General features: G+C 73.9%; 24 protein-coding genes. 21 read left to right on the forward strand and 3 right to left on the reverse strand.

Annotated elements, in window-relative coordinates; all coding sequences use genetic code 11:
• Positions 1-132: 132 nt before the first annotated feature.
• Together HUT10_RS47020 and HUT10_RS47025 are read left to right on the forward strand one after the other, a co-directional pair.
• The gene (locus tag HUT10_RS47020; protein WP_176177127.1) at positions 133-1,014 is read left to right on the forward strand and encodes a universal stress protein; all 882 of its coding nucleotides are present in this window, start codon (positions 133-135) and stop codon (positions 1,012-1,014) included.
• A 20-nt stretch (positions 1,015-1,034) separates the two neighbouring features.
• Positions 1,035-1,658, forward strand: a complete 624-nt coding sequence (locus HUT10_RS47025; protein WP_176177128.1) for a CBS domain-containing protein — start codon at positions 1,035-1,037, stop codon at positions 1,656-1,658.
• Between the two features lie 56 nt (positions 1,659-1,714).
• On the opposite strand, the gene HUT10_RS47030 is transcribed toward HUT10_RS47025, so the two are convergent.
• On the reverse strand, positions 1,715-2,731 hold the full coding sequence (locus HUT10_RS47030) for a hypothetical protein (protein ID WP_176177129.1): 1,017 nt from the start codon (positions 2,729-2,731) through the stop codon (positions 1,715-1,717).
• A gap of 154 nt (positions 2,732-2,885) precedes the next feature.
• On the opposite strand from HUT10_RS47030, the gene HUT10_RS51970 reads away from it, so the two are divergent.
• Positions 2,886-3,008 carry a hypothetical protein gene (locus HUT10_RS51970; RefSeq protein WP_303247020.1) on the forward strand — a complete coding sequence of 41 codons (123 nt, stop codon included), beginning with the start codon at positions 2,886-2,888 and terminating at the stop codon, positions 3,006-3,008.
• Positions 2,998-5,262 (forward strand): heavy metal translocating P-type ATPase, encoded by a 2,265-nt coding sequence (locus HUT10_RS47035; RefSeq protein ID WP_176177130.1) that lies wholly within the window; start codon positions 2,998-3,000, stop codon positions 5,260-5,262. The genes HUT10_RS51970 and HUT10_RS47035 overlap by 11 nt, the downstream gene beginning before the upstream one ends.
• A gap of 85 nt (positions 5,263-5,347) precedes the next feature.
• On the opposite strand, the gene HUT10_RS47040 is transcribed toward HUT10_RS47035, so the two are convergent.
• Positions 5,348-6,478, reverse strand: coding sequence for a site-2 protease family protein (locus HUT10_RS47040; RefSeq protein WP_176177131.1), 1,131 nt, complete (start codon positions 6,476-6,478; stop codon positions 5,348-5,350).
• Positions 6,479-6,608: 130 nt separating this feature from the next.
• On the opposite strand from HUT10_RS47040, the gene ppk2 reads away from it, so the two are divergent.
• Positions 6,609-7,415 (forward strand): polyphosphate kinase 2, encoded by an 807-nt coding sequence (gene ppk2 / locus HUT10_RS47045; protein ID WP_176177132.1) that lies wholly within the window; start codon positions 6,609-6,611, stop codon positions 7,413-7,415.
• Positions 7,416-7,429: 14 nt separating this feature from the next.
• Entirely contained in the window at positions 7,430-7,621 is a 192-nt protein-coding gene (locus tag HUT10_RS47050; RefSeq protein WP_176177133.1) for a hypothetical protein, read from the forward strand.
• Here HUT10_RS47050 and HUT10_RS47055 read toward each other — a convergent pair.
• Entirely contained in the window at positions 7,612-8,232 is a 621-nt protein-coding gene (locus HUT10_RS47055) for a hypothetical protein (RefSeq protein ID WP_176177134.1), read from the reverse strand. The two genes, HUT10_RS47050 and HUT10_RS47055, sit on opposite strands and share 10 nt — an antisense overlap.
• A gap of 126 nt (positions 8,233-8,358) precedes the next feature.
• Between HUT10_RS47055 and HUT10_RS47060 the strand changes: the two genes are divergently transcribed.
• The 15 genes from HUT10_RS47060 to HUT10_RS47130 all read left to right on the forward strand — a co-directional run bounded on the left by HUT10_RS47060 (position 8,359) and on the right by HUT10_RS47130 (position 21,726).
• Complete coding sequence (locus tag HUT10_RS47060; protein WP_176177135.1) at positions 8,359-9,141, forward strand: universal stress protein; 783 nt, start codon at positions 8,359-8,361, stop codon at positions 9,139-9,141.
• A gap of 11 nt (positions 9,142-9,152) precedes the next feature.
• Complete coding sequence (locus HUT10_RS47065; protein ID WP_176177136.1) at positions 9,153-9,734, forward strand: HPP family protein; 582 nt, start codon at positions 9,153-9,155, stop codon at positions 9,732-9,734.
• Entirely contained in the window at positions 9,731-10,255 is a 525-nt protein-coding gene (locus HUT10_RS47070; RefSeq protein ID WP_176177137.1) for a flavodoxin domain-containing protein, read from the forward strand. The genes HUT10_RS47065 and HUT10_RS47070 overlap by 4 nt, the downstream gene beginning before the upstream one ends.
• The gene (locus HUT10_RS47075) at positions 10,252-11,199 is read left to right on the forward strand and encodes a DUF4389 domain-containing protein (protein WP_176177138.1); all 948 of its coding nucleotides are present in this window, start codon (positions 10,252-10,254) and stop codon (positions 11,197-11,199) included. The genes HUT10_RS47070 and HUT10_RS47075 overlap by 4 nt, the downstream gene beginning before the upstream one ends.
• Positions 11,148-11,621 (forward strand): hypothetical protein, encoded by a 474-nt coding sequence (locus tag HUT10_RS52375; protein WP_176177139.1) that lies wholly within the window; start codon positions 11,148-11,150, stop codon positions 11,619-11,621. Before HUT10_RS47075 ends, HUT10_RS52375 begins: the two co-directional genes overlap by 52 nt.
• 13 nt (positions 11,622-11,634) lie before the next feature.
• Complete coding sequence (locus HUT10_RS47085) at positions 11,635-11,913, forward strand: DUF1918 domain-containing protein (protein WP_176177140.1); 279 nt, start codon at positions 11,635-11,637, stop codon at positions 11,911-11,913.
• A complete protein-coding gene (locus HUT10_RS47090; RefSeq protein ID WP_176177141.1) occupies positions 11,897-12,808 on the forward strand; it encodes a universal stress protein in 912 nt (303 codons plus the stop codon). The genes HUT10_RS47085 and HUT10_RS47090 overlap by 17 nt, the downstream gene beginning before the upstream one ends.
• Entirely contained in the window at positions 12,805-13,212 is a 408-nt protein-coding gene (locus tag HUT10_RS47095; protein WP_176177142.1) for a hypothetical protein, read from the forward strand. The genes HUT10_RS47090 and HUT10_RS47095 overlap by 4 nt, the downstream gene beginning before the upstream one ends.
• Before the next feature lie 73 nt (positions 13,213-13,285).
• The gene (locus HUT10_RS47100) at positions 13,286-14,398 is read left to right on the forward strand and encodes a CHAD domain-containing protein (protein ID WP_176177143.1); all 1,113 of its coding nucleotides are present in this window, start codon (positions 13,286-13,288) and stop codon (positions 14,396-14,398) included.
• A 98-nt stretch (positions 14,399-14,496) separates the two neighbouring features.
• Positions 14,497-15,105, forward strand: coding sequence for a CBS domain-containing protein (locus HUT10_RS47105; RefSeq protein WP_176177144.1), 609 nt, complete (start codon positions 14,497-14,499; stop codon positions 15,103-15,105).
• Positions 15,102-15,995, forward strand: a complete 894-nt coding sequence (locus tag HUT10_RS47110) for a universal stress protein (RefSeq protein ID WP_176177145.1) — start codon at positions 15,102-15,104, stop codon at positions 15,993-15,995. The genes HUT10_RS47105 and HUT10_RS47110 overlap by 4 nt, the downstream gene beginning before the upstream one ends.
• Positions 15,992-18,352 (forward strand): phosphoketolase, encoded by a 2,361-nt coding sequence (locus HUT10_RS47115; RefSeq protein ID WP_176177146.1) that lies wholly within the window; start codon positions 15,992-15,994, stop codon positions 18,350-18,352. Before HUT10_RS47110 ends, HUT10_RS47115 begins: the two co-directional genes overlap by 4 nt.
• Positions 18,353-18,355: 3 nt before the next feature.
• On the forward strand, positions 18,356-19,354 hold the full coding sequence (locus HUT10_RS47120; protein WP_176177147.1) for an inorganic phosphate transporter: 999 nt from the start codon (positions 18,356-18,358) through the stop codon (positions 19,352-19,354).
• Complete coding sequence (locus HUT10_RS47125; protein ID WP_176177148.1) at positions 19,351-19,956, forward strand: DUF47 domain-containing protein; 606 nt, start codon at positions 19,351-19,353, stop codon at positions 19,954-19,956. The genes HUT10_RS47120 and HUT10_RS47125 overlap by 4 nt, the downstream gene beginning before the upstream one ends.
• A gap of 99 nt (positions 19,957-20,055) precedes the next feature.
• The gene (locus HUT10_RS47130) at positions 20,056-21,726 is read left to right on the forward strand and encodes a GAF domain-containing protein (RefSeq protein WP_176177149.1); all 1,671 of its coding nucleotides are present in this window, start codon (positions 20,056-20,058) and stop codon (positions 21,724-21,726) included.

Genomic DNA, 21,726 nt, shown 5'->3' on the forward strand with positions numbered 1-21,726 from the left:
CACGATGCGCTTCCGGGCGGGTGGGCAGGAGCGGCCGAAGGTCACCGGCCGCGGGGACGAACGGCCGCAGCGTCCGTGCTCGCGTGCGCCCTACCTTCGGGATCACGAACTGCAACCCCGGAGGGAAACGTCATGAGCGCAACCGGAAACGCGCCGGTCGTGGTGGCCGTGGACGGCTCGGAAACGGCGGCTGCGGCGGCGTTGTGGGCGGCCGGGGAAGCGGCCCGGCGGCACGCTTCGCTGCTCGTCTTCACCGCGTACGGCTACGAAGACGGCGCGTTCGGCGGCAAGGTCTACCCGCCGTCGGACTGGCTGGCGGTCAAGGAGGCCGAAGCGGATCAGGTGCTGCGCCGCACGCGGGCGATCCTCGAAGCCGCCGTCCCGGGGCTGGCCGTCGACACCGAGGCCAGTGACCGCGGGCCGGTCCCGGCCCTCCTGGGGGTGTCGGAGCGGGCCCGGCTGCTCGTCACCGGGGAGCCCGTCGGCCCGATCGCCGGGCTGTTCAGCGGGTCGCCCGACGTCGACCTCGCCGCCAAGGCCCACTGCCCGGTGGTCGTGGTGCGCGGCCGCGAGAGCGTCGACGGCCCGGTGGTCGTGGGCGTCGACGGCAGCCCGCTGAGCGAAGCGGCGATCGCGTGGGCGTTCGAGGAGGCGTCGCTGCGCAACGCGCCGCTCGTGGCGATCTACACCTGGCACGACGGCGATACCGCCGGCCTGTTCAGCGACGGCAACATCGCGTTCCAGGGCGAGTCCCTGCGCGACTCGGGGCAGCGGTTGCTCGCCCAGCGGCTCGCCGGGTGGCAGGAGAAGTACCCGGACGTCGAGGTCGAGCGCCGCGTCGAGCACGACAAGCCGCGCCACCGCCTGCTGTCGGCGAGCCGCGGCGCGCAGCTGCTGGTCGTGGGCAGCCGTGGCCGCGGTGGCTTCACCGGGCTGGTGCTCGGCTCGACGAGCCAGGCCCTGCTGCACCACGCGGCCTGCCCCGTGCTGGTCGTCCGCACCGAGAACGCCTGAACGAAGAAGGAGTACCTGCCATGACCACGGTTTCCGCGGTGATGACCGCCGATCCGATCACCGTCTCGCCGCAGACGCCGTTCAAGGACATCGCCGAACTGCTGACCGGCAACGGGATCAGCGCGGTCGGGGTGGTCGACAAGACGGGCGCGCTGGTCGGCGTCGTCTCGGAAGCGGACCTGCTCCCGCACCTGTGGGACGACCCGAAGCCCCGCCGCCGCGACCGCCGGCTGGCCCGCAAGGCGACGGCGTGCACCGCGAAAGACCTGATGACCAGCCCGGTCGTCACGATCGACGCGGAGGACTCCCTGGCCGTCGCGGCAGCGAAGTTCGCGCGCTCCGGCGTCCGCCGGTTGTTCGTGCTGCGGGGCGGAAAACCGGTGGGCGTGCTGTCCCGCCGCGACCTGGTCCGCACCTTCACCCGCGGCGACGCGGACCTCGACCGCGAGGTGTGCTCCCGGATCCGGCAGCTGGGCTGGGGCCCGGACCGGGTCCGCGTGGAGGTGCGGGCGGGGATCGTGACGGTGGTGGGCCGCGTGGAGCGGCGCAGCGACATCGACCCGGTGACGCGGCTGATCAGCGAGCTGTCCGGGGTGGTGGAGGTGCGCAACCGCCTCGACTACGTGTGGAACGACGTGGCTTGAGCCGCGGCGGCGCACCCGCGAAGGCCCTCCCGGAGTGGGAGGGCCTTCGCTGCGGTTCAGCGGCCGCGCAGCTGTTCGGGGATCGGCAGGCCCACGCCGTACGGGCGGGGAAACGGCCGCAAGACCTCGTCGATCGGCCGGCGCGGGGTTGCCGGCAGCGGCTTCGCACCCTTCGGCGGGTAGCCGAGGCGCACCACCAGCTGGGGCTCGAGCCGGCCGTCGAGGACGCAGTCGCGGACCAGGCCGCGGGTGCTCGTCAGCTCGAACGGCTCGGTGTACACGCAGGACGCCAGGTTCAGCCGGGTCGCGGTGAGCAGGACCGCGCCGGCGGCTTCCCCGGCGCGGAGGCGGTCGAGTTCGGTGTCGCCTTGGGTGGCGAGCACCGTCAGGACCGCGCCGTCGGGCTCCGCCGTGTCCGGGATGCGCCCGCCCGCGAACTCGCGGATCCGCAACTCGCGGCGAGGCGCGAGGGCCAGGACGGCATTACGGGCCGGCACGCCGTCCGGGGCGTGGTCGCGGCCGCTCCACGCGGCCAGCTCGATTTCGTAGTCCTGGTCGGCCCGGTGCAGCCCCGCGGCCTCCGCGGCCGCGGTCGCGAGCACCGTCCGGTGCGGAGCCGCCGTCACCACGTGCAGGGCCGCGCCCTGGTCGGAGGCACTCTTCTGCAACAGCACCTCGTCCCGCGCCCGCAGCGACCGCCGGGCGAACCGACGCCGGTCCGAACGGCGGCGGGGGATGGCCGCGGCGAGGGCGACATCGTCGTCGCGCGTGTCGTGGGGCACCAGGTCGATCCTCGCCGGCAGGCCGGGTTCGGGCAGCCGGTGGATGCGCGCGGCCCACCCCATGGCCGCCGCGGCGACGGTGAAGTGGTGCAGGGCGCACCCGCAGCTGACGAGCAGGTCGCGGCCGTCGGGATCGGCGTGGGGCAGCCGGCGGCCCGGGTCGGCGCGCAGCTCGACCGTGCGGCCGCTGAACCGCCATTGCCACGGCTGGGAGTTGTGCACCGAGGGGGCACGCACCGCCAGCGCGACGGCTGCCCGCACGGTGGTGGCGTCCGGCGTGGTGAGGTCCATCGTTCCTCCTCGGATCGGGTGCCTCCATGCTCGCCGCGGCGGTGCGCCGGTCACAGGGGCCAAGGGCTTCGCGGAGGTGACCAGGTCGAGGCCCTTCGGCCCTTTCCGGCACCCGGCGGGCAGCCGAACCTGGGCACGGACCCCGGGAGGACCCATGCACCCGCACGATCCCTTCGCCCACGCGGTCAGCCGGGCTGCAGCTGCTGCCGCCGCACTCGACCCGCTCAGCTCGCGCCGCCTCGCCGAGCTGACGACCGGAGACGGCCGTGCGAGCTGAAACCCGCCGGGAAGCCGGCCTGCTGGCCCTCGTCCTCCTGCTCGTCACCGCCGGGGGTATCGCCTGGTGGACGGGCGCGCCGGCCGCCGCCGACGTCGTCTGGGCCGGGGCCGACCTGGTCACCCTCGTGCCGGCCGTCGTGTGGGTCGCCGCCGATCTGCGGGCTCGCCGGTGGGGTGCCGACCTGCTCGCCGTCCTGGCGCTGGTCGCCACGCTGGCGGTGGGCGAGTATCTCGCGGGCGCGATCGTCGCGGCGATGGTCGCCACGGGCCGCGTGCTGGAAGCGGGGGCGCAGCGGCGGGCGAGCCGGAACCTGACCGCATTGCTCGACCGGGCGCCGCGGGTGGCGCACCTTCGGACCGCGACCGGCCACGAAACCGTCCCGGTCGGCGAGGTGCGGCCCGGTGACCTCATCGTGGTCCTCCCGGGAGAAGTCGTGCCGGTCGACGGCGTCCTGCCCGACGGCGGCACCTTCGACGAGTCCGCGCTGACCGGCGAGCCGCTCCCGGTCGCGCGGCCCACCGACGACACCGTCCACAGTGGAGTCGTCAACGCCGGCGCCGCGGTCGACGTCCGGGCGAGCGCGGCCGCGGCCGACAGCGCCTACGCCGGAGTCGTGCGGCTCGCCGAGCAGGCGGCCGCCCGCACCGCGGGCATCGCCCGGATCGCCGACCGCGTCGCCGTCTGGTTCCTGCCCGCCTCGCTGCTGATCGCCGCGTTCGCCTGGCTGTTGACCGGGGAGGCGGACCGGGCGGTCGCCGTCCTGGTGACCGCGACGCCGTGCCCGCTGCTGCTGGCCGTCCCGATCGCCGTGACCGGCGGCATGTCCCGGGCGTCGAAGGCCGGCGTGGTGGTCAAGGACGGCGCCGCCCTCGAAGCGCTCGGGCGCGCCGCGATCCTGCTGATGGACAAGACCGGGACGGTGACCAAGGGCCGTCCGGAGATCACCGACGTCGTGTGCGCGCCGGGACGTGACGCAGCCGAGGTCCTCTCGCTCGCGGCCGGGGTGGAGCAGTATTCGCCGCACGTGCTGGCGGCGGCGGTGGTGCGGGCCGCGGCGTCGGCCGGAGCGACCCCCGCGTCCGCCGAGGACGTCACCGAAGAGGTCGGCTCGGGTGTTCGCGGCCGCGTGGGCGGCCACTGGGTCCGCGTGGGCCGTCGGCTCGATGCGGACCTGCCCGCGTGGGCGCGCGGCGCGGCCCGCCGCGGCCGGCTGGATCTCGCGTCGGTGCTGTGGGTCGAGTCCGACGGCGAGCCCGTCGCGGCCCTGCTGGCGAAGGACCCGATCCGGCCCGACGCCGCCCGGACGATGCGCCGGCTGCGGGCGGCGGGGATCGGCGAGGTCCGGCTGCTCACCGGTGATCGCGTCGACAACGCCCGCGAGGTCGCCGCGATGCTCGGGCTCGACGACGTCCGCGCGGAGGTGACGCCGGCGGACAAGCTCCGCGAGGTGGAGGCCGCGTGCGCCCGGGGCGTGACGGTGATGACCGGCGACGGCGTCAACGACGCGCCCGCACTGGCGGCGGCCGACGTGGGCGTGGCGCTGGGCTCGCGGGGCGCCACGGCGGCCGCGCAGGCCGCCGACGCGGTGATCCTCGACGACCGCCTCGACCGCCTCGCGGACGCGGCGGAGATCGCCCGCCGATCCCATCGGCTGGCGGTGCAGAGCGCGGTGGCCGGCACCCTGCTGTCGCTGGTGGCCATGCTCGCCGCGGCCGGTGGTGTCCTGGTGCCGGTGGCCGGGGCGCTGGTCCAGGAGGCCATCGACGTGGTGGTGATCCTGAACGCGCTGCGCGCTCTCGGCGACCGGAAGATCCACGGCCCCGCCCCGGCCGCGATGGTCCGGCGGTTCGAGTCCGAGCACGAGAAGCTGTTGCCGGCCCGGGCCGCGGTCCGCCAAGCGGCCGACGCGCTGGCCGAAGGAGCGACCCCGGCCGCGGACGCGGCGCTCCGCACGGCGGCCCGGCTGCTCGCCGAGGAGCTGCTGCCGCACGAGCAGGCGGAGGAGACCGAGCTGTACCCGGCGTTGTCGACGGCACTGGGCGGCCCGGAGAGCACGGTGACGATGAGCCGCGAGCACGCGGAGATCGGCCGCCTGGCCCGCCGGCTGGAGCGCCACCTGGCGGAGGCACCGGACGGGATCCAGCCCGACCAGGTCGACGACCTGCGCGCGACGCTCTACGGGCTGGATGCCGTGCTGACGCTGCATTTCGCGCAGGAGGAGGAAGCGTACTTCACGCTCCCGTCCTCCTGAGCGACTCGCCTGATGCGGCACCCGGCGGAATGGCGCGGGACTGTAAGCGGCGCTTCCGGGAGCAGTCGTTTCGCCGAGCCGTCCGTCACCTCGCCGGCCGGCGGGCTTTCGCGCCCAGCACAGCCAGCTCCAACGTCCGCGCGATGTCAGCCGGGCTCACCACACCCACGAGCGCGCCGTCCGCCACGACCAGAGCGAGGTCCTGCCCCGGGCGCCCGCCGATCCGACCGAGGACCGCCGTCAGCGGCGTCTCCGGCGTCGCCACCGGGCACACCGGCGGGCGGGCGCAGACGTCCTCGACCCGCGTGGCGGCGCGCTCCTGCTCCGGCACCCGGGCGAGCAGCGCCAGGCTGACCACGCCGACCGGACGGCCGTCGAACCCGACCACCGGGTAGGTGCGGAACCGGGCGGCCGCTGCCTGGTCCACGAACGCCTGGACGGTGAACCAGCCCGGCGCCGTCACCGGGACCGGTGTCATGATCTCGCCGAGCCGGATCCGCCCCAGCAGCTCGCGCGCCGGGCCCACGGCGAGTTCGGCCCGTGCGCTCAAGCCCAGGAACCAGCCGATGCCGGCCAGCCACAGCCCGGCGAAGCTGCCGGACCACAGCAGCCACGCCAATCCGAGTGCGGCGAGGACCAGCCCGAGGGCCTGCCCCGATCGGGCCGCCGCGGCCTGGGCCCGCCGCTTGTCGCCGGTGCGCCGCCAGACGAGAGCCTGCAGTACCCGCCCGCCGTCCAGGGGTGCGCCGGGAAGCAGGTTGAACGCCGCCAGGACCAGGTTCGTCCAGCCCAGCCAGGCGAGCGTGACGCCGGTGGCGCCGGGCAGCGGCAACGATGCGCCGAGGAAGCCGGCCCCGGCCAGCAGGCTCGCCGCCGGGCCGGCGATCGCGACCGTGAACGCGGTGCGCGGTGTCGGGGCCTCTTCGGTCAGCTCCGTGCTGCCGCCGAACAGCCACAGTGTGACGCTCTCGACAGTGAGTCCGCGGTGCCGCGCGACCAGTGCGTGGCTGAGCTCGTGGACCAGCAGCGACGCCAGGAACACCACGGCCCCCACCGTCCCGGTCGCCCAGTAGACCAGCGGGGACCGGCCGGGCACCGCGTCCGGCAGCAGCGACCGGGACAAGAGCCAGGCCAGCAGGGCCATGGTCAGGAGCACGGACCAGTGCGCGCCGACGCGGATACCGGCCGGGCGCCCGAGCGGGAACGTGGCATGCATGCCTCGACCGTCCGCGCCCGGCCCCGATGCCCGCGAGGGCCGCACCGCCCCGGGGTGAGGGACCAAAGACCCCGGCTCCGCCGACGTCCGGCCGCAGCAAGAACCGCCACCGTGTTCGTAGCGTCGGGGCATGCCCGGAACCAAGAAGCTCCCGCGCGCGGTCTACGAGCGCGAACTGCTGCGCCTGCAGGCCGAGCTGGTGAAGCTCCAGGAATGGGTCCGGGCGGAAGGGGCCCGGCTGGTCGTGGTGTTCGAGGGCCGGGACGCCGCCGGCAAGGGCAGCACCATCAAGCGCGTCACCGAACACCTCAACCCCCGCGTGGTGCGGATCGCGGCGCTGCCCAGCCCGACCGAGCGCGAGCGGACGCAGTGGTACTTCCAGCGCTACATCGAGCACCTGCCCGCCGCGGGCGAGATCGTGCTGTTCGACCGCAGCTGGTACAACCGCGCCGGCGTCGAGCGGGTGATGGGGTTCTGCACCCCCGAGGAGCACCGGCGGTTCCTGCAGCAGTGCCCGATCTTCGAGCGCCTGCTCGTCGACGACGGCATCCTGCTCCGCAAGTACTGGTTCTCGGTCAGCCTCGACGAGCAGGAACGCCGGTTCCGCGCGCGGATCGGCGACCCGATGCGCCGCTGGAAGCTCTCCACCATCGACCTGCAGTCGGTGACGCACTGGGAGGACTACTCGCGGGCGAAGGACGACATGTTCGTGCACACCGACACCGCCGAATCCCCCTGGCACGTCGTGGAAAGCGAGGAGAAGCGACGCGGGCGGCTCAACATGATCGCGCACCTGCTCGCCAGCGTGCCCTACTACGAGGTGCCCCGCCAGGCGGTGTCGTTGCCGCCGCGGCCGGAACCGACCGGCTACTTCCGGCCCGACCGGCGGTTGCAGACCTACGTCCCCGACCACGCGGCGACCCTGTTGCCGCACTGAACAGGAGGAAAACCATGGACGACAAGGAAAAGGCGGCCATCGAAGCCGACGCCCGCCGCGACGTCGCCGAGCGCGGGCGGCACGGCCCGAAGGTCGGCCGGTACCTGCACGTGGTCGAACAGCACGCGGTCAAGGAGAACGACGAGGACCTTCCCCCGGCCGCCGCGGACGAGCCGCGACAGCCGGCGGGGGAGCGTCAGGGCTGATCGGCGCGCGTGTAGGCCGCGAGGGCCCGTTCCCGGGCCTTCGTGGCCACCGTGCGGACGAGGGCCGTGTGCACCGCACCGATGGCCGGCCGGGCGAGCCGCCAGTAGCGGCGGAACTTCAGCCAGCTCTGCGGATCACTCAGCCGCACCCGGGTGTGCACGGTCAGCACCGTGCGGTGCGCGCCGTAGGGCGCCACCGACACGGCCAGCACGAGCTTGCCGAAGCCGGGGTCGTCGAACGCCGCGAAGTCGTCGGCCTCCACCCGGCGCCAGGTGATCACCGGCTTCCAGAACCTGCCCGCGACACCGAGCGCGAACTCGGCGCCCGGCCGGTCGCCGAGCAGCGTCCACTCGGATCCGGCGTCGAGGTCGTCGGCCGTCAGCCGGGTCGGGCGGCGGGGCGGGCCGTGCCGCCGGTTGTGCCAGCGTTCGGGCAAGGCACGCAGCCACCACCCCGCGGTGGCGACGACGCCGCCCCGGACGTCGGTGAAGTCGAGTTCGCGCGCCGCGGAGTAGGTCTCCTTCACCGGCGCGTCCACGATCGTCGTGCGCACCAGCTCGAAGTGCGGGTGCGGCAGGAAGTGGTCGATGAACAGATCGGGTGAGGTCATCGTCCCAGCGTCGGCGGCGGTGGCGCGGACAGGCGGATTTGGTCCCCGGTGAAAGGGACTTCGGGCCCTGACCGGCGAGTACCCGTCCCACCCATGCTGAACCTCCCGGACTCCCAGGAGGAACTCATGACCGCGAACCGGCCGGTGCTCGCCGGGGTGGACGCCTCGGCATCGTCGTTGGCCGCCGTCCGCTGGGCCGCGCGGGAGGCGGGGCGGCGCGACACCACCCTGCGCCTGCTGCACGCCTGCATCTTCGAGGACACCCCCGCCCGCGAGCACGACGAGCTCCTGCTGGAGCACATCTACCGCTGGCTGCACCACGCGGCCGGGATCGCCCGTGACTGGGCGCCCGGCGTGCGGGTCGAGACGGTCGTCCGGCTCGGGCTCGCCGCCGAGCTGCTGCTCGAGGAGTCAGCGGAGGCGGCCTTGGTCGTCCTCGGCTCGCACGGCCTCGGCGGCCTGCGCGGCGCGCTGATCGGCTCCGTCGCCCTGCGCGTGGCCGCGGAGGCGCCGTGCCCCGTCGTCGTCGTGCCGGCACACCAGCCGGTCCGGACGGGGCCCGTCGTCGCGGGCATCGACCGTTCCGAATCCAGCGAGCACGCGCTGCGGTTCGCCTTCGAGGAGGCGGCGGCGACCCGGGCACCGGTGCTGGTCGTCCACGCCGGCGAAGACGACGCCGGGCTGGCGGCCCGCGTCGCCGGCCGGCGACGCGAGTACCCGGATCTCGAGGTCCGCACCCAGGTCGTGCCGGAGCGGGTCCCCGCCCGTGCGCTGCAGCACGCCGCCCCGGACGCCCGCCTGATCGTCATCGGAACGCGGGGCCGTGGCCCGGTCGCCGGCGGGATCCTCGGCTCGACCGGCAACACCCTGCTCGCGCACGCGGCCTGCCCGGTCGCCGTCGTGCACTGAAAGGAGCCGAAGTGAAGGCACGCGACATCATGACGAGGCCGGTGGTCCGGGTCGGACCCGCCACGCCGGTCCGCGAAGCCATCGTGCTGCTCACCGAACACTGTGTCGCGGCCTTGCCGGTCGTCGGCGAGGACGACGCGGTGCTCGGCGTGTTCACCGAAGCCGACGCGCTCCGCAGCGGGATCACCGGCGCGGCACCGGACGTGCTGGTGGCCACGATGATGACGACCCCGGCCGAGACCGTCCGGCTGGACACCGACGTCACCGAGATCGCCCGCCGCATGCTGGGTGACCGCCGCCGCAGCATTCCCGTCACCGACGACGACGGTGTCCTCGTCGGCATCGTCAGCCGCCGCGACATGCTCAGCCCGCTGGTGCGCCAGGACGACTCGATCGCCTCGCACCTCAACGCGCTGCTCACGGACTACTGCGGGCACCGCGACCGGTGGGCGGTTTCGGTCACCGGCGGCATGGTGACCGTCCGCGGCGCCTTCACCGACGAGGCCGAGCGCCGGGTCGTGACAGCGCTGGCGAAGACGGTCTACGGCGTCGTCGGGGTCGAGCTGTGGGAGGAAGCGTCGGTGCGGACATGAAGGTCCTCGTGGCGGTGGCCACCCGGCACGGGGCCACCAGGGAGATCGCCGAAAGCGTGGCCGCCGCGCTCGGCACCGCGCTGACCGACGCCGGGGTGCGGTCGCAGGTCGAGGTCCGCGACGCGGGCCTCGTGCACTCGGTCGAAGGGCTCGACGCCGTGGTCCTCGGCAGCGCCGTCTACCTGGGACATTGGCTGGAGCCGGCGAGAAAGCTGGCCGAGTCCTTCGCGGACGAGCTTGGCCGGGTGCCGGTCTGGCTGTTCTCCAGCGGCCCGGTCGGCGAACAGAAGCGCCCGGCCGAAGAGCCGGTCGTCGTCGAGGACCTGGTGCGGCGGCTGAACGCCCGCGGGCACCGCCTGTTCGGGGGCCGGATCGACCGCCGCACCCTCGAGTTCCCCGAACGCGCCGTCGTGGCGGCGTTGCGGGTCGCCGACGCCGACAACCGGGACTGGCCCACGATCCGCGCCTGGGGCCGCGAGATCGGGACGAGCCTCGCCCGCCTGGAAAGGAGCGTGTCATGACCGACTACCCGGTCCGCGTCGAGGCGACGCTGGACGAACCGCTGTCCCGCGGGCTGTGGCTGGTGAAATGGCTGCTGGCCATCCCGCACTACCTCGTGCTGGCGTTCCTGTGGTTCGCCTACGCGTTCGTCACGATCGCGGCCTTCTACGCGATCCTCGTCACCGGTCGCTACCCGCGGCCGCTGTTCGAGTTCACCACCGGCGTGCTGCGCTGGAGCTGGCGGGTGCACTACTACTCCTACGCCGCGCTCGGGACCGACCGCTACCCGCCGTTCACCCTGGCCGACGTCCCGGACTACCCGGCCCGGCTCGAGATCGCCTACCCGGAACGGCTTTCGCGTGGCCTGGTGCTGGTTAAGTGGTGGCTGCTGGCCATCCCGCACTTCATCGTCGTCGGCCTGTTCGTCGGCGGCGGCACCTGGCTGGCGTCCCGCACCGGCGACGGCACCTTCAACTGGGCAGCCGGCGGTCTCGTCGGCGTGCTGGTCGTGGTGGCCGGCGTCGTGCTGCTGTTCACCGGTCGCTACCCGCGGCCGATCTTCGACTTCGTCCTCGGCATGGACCGCTGGGCGCTGCGCGTGGCGGCCTACGTGTCGCTGATGACCGACGCGTACCCGCCCTTCCGGCTCGACATGGGCGGCGCCGAGGCCGGCCACGAGCCGCCGCACCCGCAGCCGCCCCACCCGCACGCCACCGGCTGGACCGCCGGCGGATCGCCGCCGCGGTCACCGGCGCCGTGCTGGTGCTCGGCTCGATGGGCCTGGTCACCGGCGGCGCGGCCGCGCTGTGGGCCGACCGCACCCAGCGCGACGCGGACGGCTACCTCAGCGCCTCTTCCACGTTCGTCTCCGGCGGGTACGCCGTGGCCACCGATCCGGTGCGGCTGGAGGGCGTGTCGGTACCGAAGCTCGAGAGCTTCGTCGGAGACGTCCGGATCCGGGTGACGGACACCGGCGGCCGCCCGGTCTTCGTGGGCATCGGCCGCACGGACGCGGTCGAGCGCTACCTGGCCGCGACCGAGTACACGACCGCGGGCAACCGCACGCACCTCGGCGGCGCTCCGTCCGCCCCGCCCGGCGATGCCGGGGTGTGGATCGCCAGTGCGTCCGGCGCGGGCACGCAGACCGTCGCGTGGCCGGTGTCGACCGGGCAGTGGACCGCCGTGGTGATGAACGCGGACTCCTCGCGCGGGATCTCCGTGCGGGCCGAGGCGGGGGCGACCGCGCCCGGCCTCGGCTGGGTCGCACTGGCGTTGCTGGTGTCCGGTCTCGTGGTGCTGGCGGGCGGAGTCGTCCTGATCGCCGTGGCCGCGCACCGGGCCTCGCAGCGCCCGGCGGTCGCTGAACCATCCACTGTGGACGTCTGAGGAAGGGGCGATCATGCACGCACAGCCGGGCGACTGGCTCGTCGTCAAGGGACCGTGGGTCGACGCGCCCGAACAGCGTGGCCGGATCCTCGAGGTCCACTCACCCGACGGGGCACCGCCGTACGTCGTCCGCTGGACGGCCGACGACCATGTCTCGACGGTTTTCCCCGGTCCGGACGCGATCGTGGTGACCGCCGAGGAGGAACAGGCCGCCGAAGCCCGCGCCCGCACCCGGTTCGACCGGGTCCGGCGGTTCATCCACGAGGAGGACGGCCATGTCCGGGTTCGTTGACGGCGCCGTCGTCGCCGGGATCGACGGCTCGGGCTCGGCGGTCCAGGCCGCGGTGTGGGCCGGCGCGGAGGCCGTCCGCCGCGGGCGGCCACTGCGCCTGGTCCAGGTCTACGCACTGCCGCAGGTCAAGGCGCCCGTCGCGTTCGGCACGCACGAGCGGGTCCGGGCCGGGCTGGCCGAGCGGGCCGAGGGCTGGCTGGCCGACGCGAAAGCCGGGGTGCTCGCCGAGCACCCCGGCCTGGAGGTGATCACCGCGGCCCGCGAGTGGAGCCCGGTCACGGCGCTGGTCCAGGAGTCGCAGCACGCCGAGCTGATCGTGCTCGGCTCGCGCGGGCTGGGTGGCTTCACCGGCCTGCTCGTCGGCTCGACCGCCGTCGCGGTGGCCGCGCACACGCACTGCCCGATCGTCGTCGTCCGGGGCCGGACCCCGCACGAGCCACCGCGGCGCACCGGGCCGGTGGTCGTCGGCTCCGACGGTTCGCCCGACAGCGAGGCCGCGCTCGCCTTCGCTTGCGAAGAGGCCCGGCTGCGCGACACGGCGCTGGTCGCCGTGCACACGTGGAGCGACGTGCTCGCGGACGGCATGCTCCGCCCGCACCCGCTGCGCGAAGACCCGGCCGAGATCGAAGCCGCCGAGCGCGGCAGGCTGGCCGATCAGGTGGCCGGCTGGCAGCGCAAGTACCCGGAGCTGTCGATCGAACTGGAGGTCGTGCGCGGCCGCCCGGTGCGCACGCTGCTGGAACGCGGCGACCGCGCGCAGCTGGTGGTGGTCGGCTGCCGCGGCCGCGGCGGGTTCACCGGCATGCTGCTCGGCTCGACGAGCCAGGCGCTGATCGCCCACTCGCCGTGCCCGGTGGCGGTCGTGCGGCCCCAGCCGACCGGGAGCGGGACGTGACCACCGCCCGGACCCGCGCCACGATGCGCCTGCTGGCGACCTTCGAAAGCCTGCTCGCCGCGAGCGCGGTGTACGGCGGCGTCTCGCTGATCGCCCGGGCGCCGGGATTCGCGATGCCGGTCGAGTGGCTGGCACCGCTCGGGCTGACCAGCTGGGTGCTGCCCGGCTTCGCGCTCGTGCTCGTCGTCGGCGGGTCGCTGGCCGCGGCGTCGGTGTTCGCCTGGCGGAGCGACTTCCGCGCGCCGGCCGCGGCCCTGGCCGCCGGTGCGGTGCTCACCGGATGGCTGGCGATCCAGTTCGGCGTGATCGGAGTCCGTGCCCCCGTCCAGTGGGTGACCGTGGGCCTGCTGGCGGTGCTGATCGGGCTCGCGCTGCTGGCCCGGCACCGGCTGGTGGCGTCATGAGCGAGCTTGCGAGCGAATCATTCGACACTGCGCGGTCCGCTCAGGCCGCACCGAGCGTCAGCGAGGTGTGCGCATGAGCGCCACCGTCACCAGCCTGCACGAGACCGAGTTCTTCGACACCGACTCGCTGCGGCTGCTGCGGCACGGCCTCACGCTGGGCATCCAGGCCGGCCGGTGGTGCCTCGACACCCCCGACGGGCCGATCAGCCTGACCGGTTCGGACCGCGGGGTACCGCCGACCCTGTCCCGGCTCGTGCGCGCCTACACCCGCGACGACCGGCTGGTCCCGGTCGCGCGGCTCCGCGGTGGCCGGGAGGAGCTGCGGGCCCGCCTCGGCGACCGGATCGCGGTGCCGCTCCGGCCGTGCGACGGCTCGGCCCGAAGCGTGGTCCTGGAGTACGTGCGCACGCAGATCGCCGCGCTGGCCGCCGCGGACCTGGCCGTCCGGCGGGGAATGCCCGATTCGGTGCACCGGCTGCGCGTCGCCGCGCGACGGCTGCGCGCGGTCTTCGCCGCCTACGCGCCGGTGCTGGGCGGCCGGAAGCTGCTGAAGGAGTTCGGCGGGGCCCTGCGCCGGCTGGGCGGGGAGCTCGCGCCCGCCCGGGACACCGAGGTGCAGTGGGCGCGGTCCCGGGGCTGGGCGCACGAGCGGACGGACGCGTACTTCGCGCAGCTCACCGAGGACGCCAACGCCCGTGTGCGGCGCGCACTCGACAGCTACCGGTACCTGCAGCTGCTGAACGCCCTCGACGTGCTCGAAGTGGTGCTCGCCGAACAGCCGCGCCACGAGTGGCCCAAAGCCGCCCACCGTCCGGCGGCGAAGGTGCTGCCCCGGCTGGCGCGCGCGGTGGCCGAGGCCGTGGACGGGCGGATCGCCGCCCTGGCCGCGGCACCCGACCGGGAGCGCGCCGTCCACGACATCCGGAAGGCCGCCAAGCGGCTCCGGTACGCCCTCGAAGCGGGGGCGGCCGTCATCGCGGTGGACGGGCCGGCGCTTCGAGCTTTCCAGGACCTCCTCGGCGAGTTCCAGGACGCCGTGGTCGCCCGCGGGCACCTGCGCGTCCTCCAGGCGCGCCACGGCGGGTTCGAAGCGGTCTTGGCGGCCGAGGCGGAGACGGCCGAGCGGTGCGCGGAGGAGCTGCCCGCGGCGTGGCGTCGCATCGACTTCGGTCCTTTGTGGACATGACGGGCGAAGGGACGTAAGTCCCTGCGACCGGTGACCGATGACGGCGGTGGCCGGGGACCGGTCTTCCTAGATTGGTGGGGACCGGAAAGGAATTCCCGATGCGAGCACGCGACCTGATGACCTCGCCGGTGATCACCGTGCACCCGTGGACGTCCGCCAAGGAGGCGGCCGAGCTGCTGGCGGCGCACGGCTTCACCGCACTGCCGGTGGCCGACGACGACGACCGCCTGGTCGGCATCGTCACCGAGGCCGACCTGATCCGCGGCCGCATCCCGGCCGACCCCCGGTACGTCCACGAACCCGTCGAACCCGCCGCCGGCAAGACGGTCGGCGACCTGATGACCACTCCGGTCACCGCGATGAGCACCGGCACCGACGTCGCCGACCTGTGCCAGGCGCTGGTGGACGCCCGGATCCGGGCGATGCCGATCGTCGACGGCTCGGCCGTCGTCGGCATCGTCACCCGCGGCGACGTCGTGCGGGTGCTCGCCCGGGACGACACCGAGATCGCCCGGGACGTCAAGCACCGCCTGGAGATCTACGGCGGCACCGGCCGCTGGCACGTCGACGTCCACGACGGGCTCGTGCACATCACCGACCAGTTCGACGACGACTCCGACCGGCACGTCGCCCAGCTGCTGGCGCTCGCCGTGCCGGGCGTCGTCGCCGCCGAAACCGCGTACGCGGGTGAGGAGCAGACACGATGACCGCCAACGATCCGAGGATCACCGTCGGCGTGGACGGCTCGGCCGGCTCGGCCGCCGCCGTCAGGTGGGCGGCGGAACTCGCCTCCCGGCGCCACCTCCAGCTGAAGATCGTGCACGGCCTGCAGGTCGCCGGCCTCTACTACGGCGGCGGGATGACCGGCATCGGCGCGGCGACGCTGTTCGAGGCGGTCCAGAAGGACGGCGAACGCGCCATCGCCGACGCCCGCGCCCTCGCCGCGTCGATCGACGAGGACCTGGTCATCGGCACCGACCTGCCCAACGATCCGCCGGTGCCGATGCTGATCGAGGAGTCTCGGCACGCCCGGATGCTCGTCGTCGGCCGGACCGGCACCGGCGGGTTCGCGGACATGCTGATCGGCGGCACCGCCGCCGCGGTCGCCTCCCACGCGCACTGCCCGGTCGCCGTCATCCGCGGCTCCCACGAGCCGGCGGCCGGCGCGGTCGTGGTCGGCATCGACGGCAGCCCGAACAGCGAGCAGGCCATCGCCGTCGCGTTCGAGGAGGCTTCGCTGCGGAACGTTCCGCTGGTCGCGGTGCACGCGTGGAACGACACCACCTACGAAGACACGCGCGGCACCGCCCGGATCCTGACCCAGCCCGAAAGCCTCGAAGAAGGCGAAGACCGGTTGCTGACCGAGCGGCTCGCCGGCTGGCCGGAGAAGTACCCGGACGTCGAAATCCGGCGCGTCCTCGTACGCGACCGGCCCCGGCACGCGCTGCTGCGGATCTCCGAGGAGGCGCAGCTGGTCGTCGTGGGCAGCCGCGGGCGGGGTGGCTTCACCGGCATGCTGCTGGGCTCGACGAGCCAGGCGCTGGTCCAGCACGCCGAGTGCCCGGTGCTCGTGGTCCGCCCGGAGCGGAAGGCGTGACCGCCGTCGAAGCTCGTCCGGAGGTGCTGGGCGGCACCGAGCTGGCCCAGGTGGACGCCCTCTGGCGGGCCGCGAACTACCTCTCGGCCGGCCAAATCTACTTGATGGCGAACCCGTTGCTGCGCGAGCCGCTGCGGCCGGAGCACCTCAAGCCGCGGCTGCTCGGGCACTGGGGAACCTCACCCGGCCTGAACTTCGTCTACGCGCACCTGAATCGCGCGATCTTGGCTCACGACCTGAACGCGATGCTGGTCACCGGCCCGGGCCACGGCGGCCCGGCGTTGCTGGCGAACACGTGGCTCGAAGGCAGCTACACCGAGGCGTGGCCCGAGGTGACGCGGGACGCCGCCGGGATGGCCGAGCTGTTCCGGCAGTTCTCCTTCCCCGGCGGCGTGCCGAGCCACGTGGCCCCGCAGGTGCCCGGGTCGATCCACGAAGGCGGCGAGCTGGGTTACTCGCTCGCGCACGCCTTCGGGGCCGCGTTCGACAACCCCGGCCTGCTCGTCGCCTGCGTGGTCGGGGACGGCGAAGCCGAGACCGGGCCGCTGGCGACGTCCTGGCACGCCAACAAGTTCCTCGACCCGGCCCGTGACGGCGCGGTGCTGCCGATCCTGCACCTCAACGGCTACAAGATCGCCAACCCGGCGGTGCTCTCCCGCATCGCCCCGGCCGAGCTGGACGCCCTGCTGCGCGGCTACGGCTACGCCCCGATCTACGTCGAAGGCAGCGATCCGGCCACGATGCACCAGGCCATGGCCGCCGCGCTCGACTCGGCGGTCGCCGACCTCGCCGTCATCCACCGGCACACCGGCCGCCCGGCCTGGCCGATGATCGTGCTGCGCAGCCCCAAGGGCTGGACCGGACCGTCCGTTGTGGACGGAAAGCCGGTGGAGGGGACCTGGCGGTCGCACCAGGTACCGCTCGCCGAGGTCCGGCACAACGCGGGCCACCGGAAGCAGCTGGAGGAGTGGCTGCTGTCCTACCGCCCCGCGGAGCTGTTCGACGAGTCCGGCCGCCCGGTCGCCGACGTCACGGCGATGATCCCGGCGGGGGACCGGCGGATGGGCGCGAACCCGCACGCCAACGGCGGCGTGCTGCTGCGGCCGCTGACCCTGCCGGACACCGCGGCCCACGCGGTGCCGGTACCGAGCCCGGGCGCGACGGTGGCCGAGCCCACCCGGGTGCTGGGCCGGTTCCTGCGGGACGTCTTCGCGCTCAACGCCGACCGGGCGAACTTCCGCCTGTTCGGCCCGGACGAGACGGCGTCCAACCGGCTCGACGCGGTCTACGACGTCACCGCCAAGGAGTGGCAGGCCGCGGTCGAACCGGTCGACGAACACCTGGCGCGCGACGGCCGCGTGCTCGAAGTGCTGTCGGAACACCTGTGCCAAGGCTGGCTGGAGGGTTACCTGCTGTCGGGCCGGCACGGGCTGTTCTCCTGCTACGAGGCGTTCGTGCATATCGTCGACTCGATGGTCAACCAGCACATCAAGTGGCTGCGCGTGCACCGGCAGATCCCGTGGCGGCGCCCGGTCGCGTCGCTGAACTACCTGCTCACCTCGCACGTCTGGCGGCAGGACCACAACGGGTTCTCCCACCAGGACCCCGGGTTCGTCGACCACGTGGCGAACAAGAGCGCCGAGGTCGTGCGGGTGTACTTCCCGCCGGACACGAACACGCTGCTGGAGGTCACGGCGCACTGCCTGCTTTCCCGCGACTACGTGAACGTCGTGGTCGCGGGGAAGAACGACACGCCCAACTGGCTCGACGCCGAGCAGGCCGCGCTGCACTGCAGCCGTGGCGTGAGCATCTGGGACTGGGCGAGCACGCACACCGACCGCGAGCCCGACGTCGTCCTCGCCTGCGCGGGCGACGCTCCCACGCTGGAGGTCATGGCCGCGGCGAAGATCCTGCGGCAGGAGCTGCCTTCGCTCGCCGTCCGGGTGGTCAACGTCGTGGACCTGATGCGCCTGCAGCCGGAGTCCGAGCACCCGCACGGGCTTTCGGACCGCGAGTTCGACGCGCTGTTCACCCCGGACCGCCCGGTGATCTTCGCCTACCACGGTTATCCGTGGCTGATCCACCGCCTGGCCTACCGCCGCACCGGGCACCACGACCTGCACGTCCGCGGCTACACCGAGCACGGGACCACGACCACGCCCTTCGACATGCTGGTTCTGAACCACCTGGACCGGTTCCAGCTGGTGATCGACGTGCTCGACCGGGTGCCCGGGCTGGCGGCGACGGCGGGTCTGCTGCGGCAGCGGATGACCGAGGCGCAGGGGCGGCACCGCCGGTACATCCGCGCCCACGGTGAGGACCTGCCGGAGATCCGGCACTGGACCTGGGAGGGCTGAGGCGTGAGCGCCGCGGCCGTCCTGGCCGCGGCGATCGCGATCACCCTGGTCTTCGACTTCACCAACGGCTTCCACGACTCGGCCGACTCGGTGGCCGCGCTGGTCGCGACCCGCGCGGCCACCCCGGGTGCGGCCCTGCTGCCGGCGGCCGCCTGCCACGTCGCCGGGCCGCTGGCGGGGACGACGGTCGCCGACACCGTCGGCGGGGTGGTCCGGCTGCCGGCCGCGGATGTGCTGCCCGCGGTCGGCGCGGCCGTCACCGCCGGCATCACCTGGAACCTGCTCACCTGGTGGCGAGGCCTGCCGTCCAGTTCGTCGCACGCGCTGGTCGGCGGCCTGGTCGGGGCGAGCGGGTTCGCCGGCGTCCGCTGGGGCGGGATCGACGGGTTCCACGTCTCCGGCGTGCTCGGCGTCCTGGCCGGGCTGGCGCTGTCGCCGGTCCTGGGTGCCGGCCTCGGTGCGGCCGCCGACCTGCTGGTGCGGCGGGCGTTGCGCCGGGCGCGGCGCGGGGTGGACACCGTGCTGCGGCGGGCGGAGTGGCTGACCGCCGCAGCGCTGGCTTTCAGCCACGGCGCGAACGACGCCCAGAAGTCCATGGGGGTCATCACGCTGCTGCTGGTCGCGACCGGGCACCTCGAGGTCTTCGCCGTCCCGCTGTGGGTCAAGTTCGCCGCGGCGGTGGCCCTGACCCTCGGCACCGCGTCCGGGGGCTGGCGCGTCGTCCGGACGGTCGGGCGCGGCATCTACCGGATGCGGCCGGCCGACGGACTGGCGAGCCAGGGCAGCTCGGCCGCGGTCATCCTCGCCGCCGCGGCGGCCGGGGCGCCGGTCAGCACGACCCACGTCGTCGCCGCCTCGGTGGTCGGCGCCGGCGCGAGCCGCCGCGTCCGCCACGTGCGGTGGGCCGTGGTGGGGGAAATCTGTTCCGCGTGGCTGGTCACCCTGCCGGCGTGCGCCGTGCTGGGGGCCGCCGCGCTCCCGTTGTGGAGGTGGTGGGCATGAGGTTGCCCAAGACGTGGTTCCTGCCGCACAACCCGGACGTGCTCGGGTTGCTGCGCGACCAGGCCGACACGGTCGGCGACCTGCTGACGGCGCTGGCGGGCTGGGCCCGCGGCCTGCCGACCGGCGGGGAGTTGCACACGCCGCTGCTGGTGCAGTCGGCCGAGCGCCGGCACGTGCTGCTGGCCGTGCGGGAGGCGTTCAGCACGCCGATCGAGGCCGAGGACGTGTTCGAGCTGGCCGAGCGGCTCGGGGAGATCGCCGACGCGGCGTACATGCTCGTGCGTGAGTCCGATCTGTCCCGCACCCCGCCGGACGACCACCTGACGGCGATGGTCCTCACCGTGGTGACCGCCTTCGACATGCTGCACAAAGCGCTCGACACCCTGCCGCACAACGAAGCCGCGGGAGAAGCCGACGCGGCACTGTCCACTTTGGAAGCCGCGGAACACGCGTACCGCCGGGCGATCGCGGGGCTGGAGACCGAGCCGGACCCGCGCCGCGAGATGCGCTTGCGCGAGCTGTACCGGCGGGCCGAGCACCTCGCGCTGGCGGTCCAGCGGCTGGGCCGGCGCACCTGGTACGCTGTCTGCAAGATCTCCTGAAGATCGTTCACCGGATCGTCGCACCACAGGGCTTGACGGCCGCCCCCTCCGTCGCGGCAAACTGGAGGACTGCCGCGCAGGGCGAGCGGGGTGGTGGGTGTGAACCGAGCGAGTGACGACCAGGATGGGCTGACGTTCCCGGACCTGCCGAGGATGGAGCTGGACCAGCTATTGGGCCAGCTCGTCGAACGGGCGCAGGAAGTGATGGGCACCCAGGGCCGGTTGCGGGGCCTGCTGCGGGCGAACCAGGAGGTCGCCGGTGACCTCGCGTTGCCGACGCTGCTGCGCCGGATCGTCGAAGCGGGCCGAGAGCTGCTCGGTGCCCGGTACGCCGCGCTCGGGGTGATCGGCACCGACGGGCAGCTCACCGAGTTCGTGCACGTCGGCATGGACGACGAGACGGTGGCCCTGGTGGGCCGGCTGCCCGAGGGCAAAGGCCTGCTCGGGGCCGTCGTGGAGGATCCGAGGCCGATCCGGCTGGCGAGGATCGCCGATGACCCGCGCTCCTCGGGCTTCCCGGCCGAGCACCCGCCGATGCGCACCTTCCTCGGCGTGCCGGTCCGGGTGCGGGGTGTCGTGTTCGGCAACCTCTACCTCACCGAGTGCCGGCACGGCGAGTTCAGCGACGAAGACGAGCAGCTGGCGCTCGCGCTGGCCGCGACCGCGGGCCAGGCCATTGCCAACGCGCGGCTCTACGAGACTGCCCGCAAGCAGCAGGAATGGCTCAAGGCGTCGGCCGCGATCATGCGGGAGCTGCTCGCGGTGCAGAACGGGCGGTCGCTGGAGCTGATCACCGGATACACCCTCGATCTGGCGGAGGCGGACCTGGTGACGGTGTTGCGTCCCGACGGGGAGCGTCTCCGCATCGAGGTCGCCGTCGGCGACGGTGCCGCCGAACTGGTGGGGGAGGCCGTCGACCTCGTCGGCACGATGGCCGGTCAGGTCTTCACCGAGGGTGAGCCGCTCCTGGCGTCGTGGACCGATTGGCAGTCCCGGACGGGCGGCCGGCCGCCGCTGCGGACCGATCTCGATGCGGCGCTCCTGGTCCCGCTGACCGCGGCCGGCGAGGTGAACGGTGTGCTCACCGCGGCCCGGAAGGTGGGCCGCCCGGGCTTCACCGGCGACGACCTGGGGATGGCGGCCGGGTTCGCCGGCCAGGCGTCGCTGGCGATCGAGCTGGCCGACGCCCGCGCCGAGCAGCAGCGCAACGAGCTGTACGACGAGCGCGACCGTATTGCGGCGGAGCTGCACAGCGACGTGGTGCAGCGGCTGTTCGGCATCGGCCTGTCCCTGCAGACGACGGCAGGTGCGGCCCGCTCGGAGGCGGTGGCCCGCCGGGTCCGCACGGCGATCACCGACATCGACGCGGTGATCACCCGGGTTCGCGAGACGGTGTTCGAGCTGGACGACGTCCTGCCCCGCCGCACGGAGAGCATCCACGAGCGGGTGCTGGAGGCGCTCGCGGACCCCGGGCTCACCACGTCGACGGAATTCTCCGGGAAGCTCGACGGCCTTCCGGCGGAGCTGACCGACGAACTGCTCACGGCGCTGCGGGCCGGGTTGGCGCTGATCGCCGACGGTACCGGCGCGGCCTCGGTCCGGGTGTCGGTGCGGTCGGGTGCGGACCGGCTGACGCTTTCCCTGGTGCACGACGGCAGCCCGGCCGAGCACGGCCCGGCCGAACTCGCCGGGACCGCAGCCCGGCGAGGTGCGGCTTGGGAGGTGCGGGCCGGCGAACTGGTGTGGTGGGTTCCGCTGCGGCCGGGCTGA

The organism is Amycolatopsis sp. Hca4 (assembly GCF_013364075.1).
Taxonomy (GTDB): domain Bacteria; phylum Actinomycetota; class Actinomycetes; order Mycobacteriales; family Pseudonocardiaceae; genus Amycolatopsis.

Bases quoted from the DNA above. Each gene is read 5' to 3' on its own strand.
- HUT10_RS47025 (WP_176177128.1), top strand. From the start codon at position 1,035: ATGACCACGGTTTCCGCGGTGATGACCGCCGATCCGATCACCGTCTCG.
- HUT10_RS51970 (WP_303247020.1), top strand. From the start codon at position 2,886: ATGCACCCGCACGATCCCTTCGCCCACGCGGTCAGCCGGGCTGCAGCT.
- HUT10_RS47020 (WP_176177127.1), top strand. From the start codon at position 133: ATGAGCGCAACCGGAAACGCGCCGGTCGTGGTGGCCGTGGACGGCTCG.
- HUT10_RS47110 (WP_176177145.1), top strand. From the start codon at position 15,102: ATGACCGCCAACGATCCGAGGATCACCGTCGGCGTGGACGGCTCGGCC.
- HUT10_RS47075 (WP_176177138.1), top strand. From the start codon at position 10,252: ATGACCGACTACCCGGTCCGCGTCGAGGCGACGCTGGACGAACCGCTG.
- HUT10_RS47060 (WP_176177135.1), top strand. From the start codon at position 8,359: ATGACCGCGAACCGGCCGGTGCTCGCCGGGGTGGACGCCTCGGCATCG.
- HUT10_RS47050 (WP_176177133.1), top strand. From the start codon at position 7,430: ATGGACGACAAGGAAAAGGCGGCCATCGAAGCCGACGCCCGCCGCGAC.
- HUT10_RS47070 (WP_176177137.1), top strand. From the start codon at position 9,731: ATGAAGGTCCTCGTGGCGGTGGCCACCCGGCACGGGGCCACCAGGGAG.
- HUT10_RS47085 (WP_176177140.1), top strand. From the start codon at position 11,635: ATGCACGCACAGCCGGGCGACTGGCTCGTCGTCAAGGGACCGTGGGTC.
- HUT10_RS47105 (WP_176177144.1), top strand. From the start codon at position 14,497: ATGCGAGCACGCGACCTGATGACCTCGCCGGTGATCACCGTGCACCCG.
- HUT10_RS47030 (WP_176177129.1), bottom strand. From the start codon at position 2,731: ATGGACCTCACCACGCCGGACGCCACCACCGTGCGGGCAGCCGTCGCG.
- HUT10_RS47100 (WP_176177143.1), top strand. From the start codon at position 13,286: ATGAGCGCCACCGTCACCAGCCTGCACGAGACCGAGTTCTTCGACACC.
- ppk2 (WP_176177132.1), top strand. From the start codon at position 6,609: ATGCCCGGAACCAAGAAGCTCCCGCGCGCGGTCTACGAGCGCGAACTG.
- HUT10_RS47125 (WP_176177148.1), top strand. From the start codon at position 19,351: ATGAGGTTGCCCAAGACGTGGTTCCTGCCGCACAACCCGGACGTGCTC.
- HUT10_RS47090 (WP_176177141.1), top strand. From the start codon at position 11,897: ATGTCCGGGTTCGTTGACGGCGCCGTCGTCGCCGGGATCGACGGCTCG.
- HUT10_RS47055 (WP_176177134.1), bottom strand. From the start codon at position 8,232: ATGACCTCACCCGATCTGTTCATCGACCACTTCCTGCCGCACCCGCAC.
- HUT10_RS47040 (WP_176177131.1), bottom strand. From the start codon at position 6,478: ATGCATGCCACGTTCCCGCTCGGGCGCCCGGCCGGTATCCGCGTCGGC.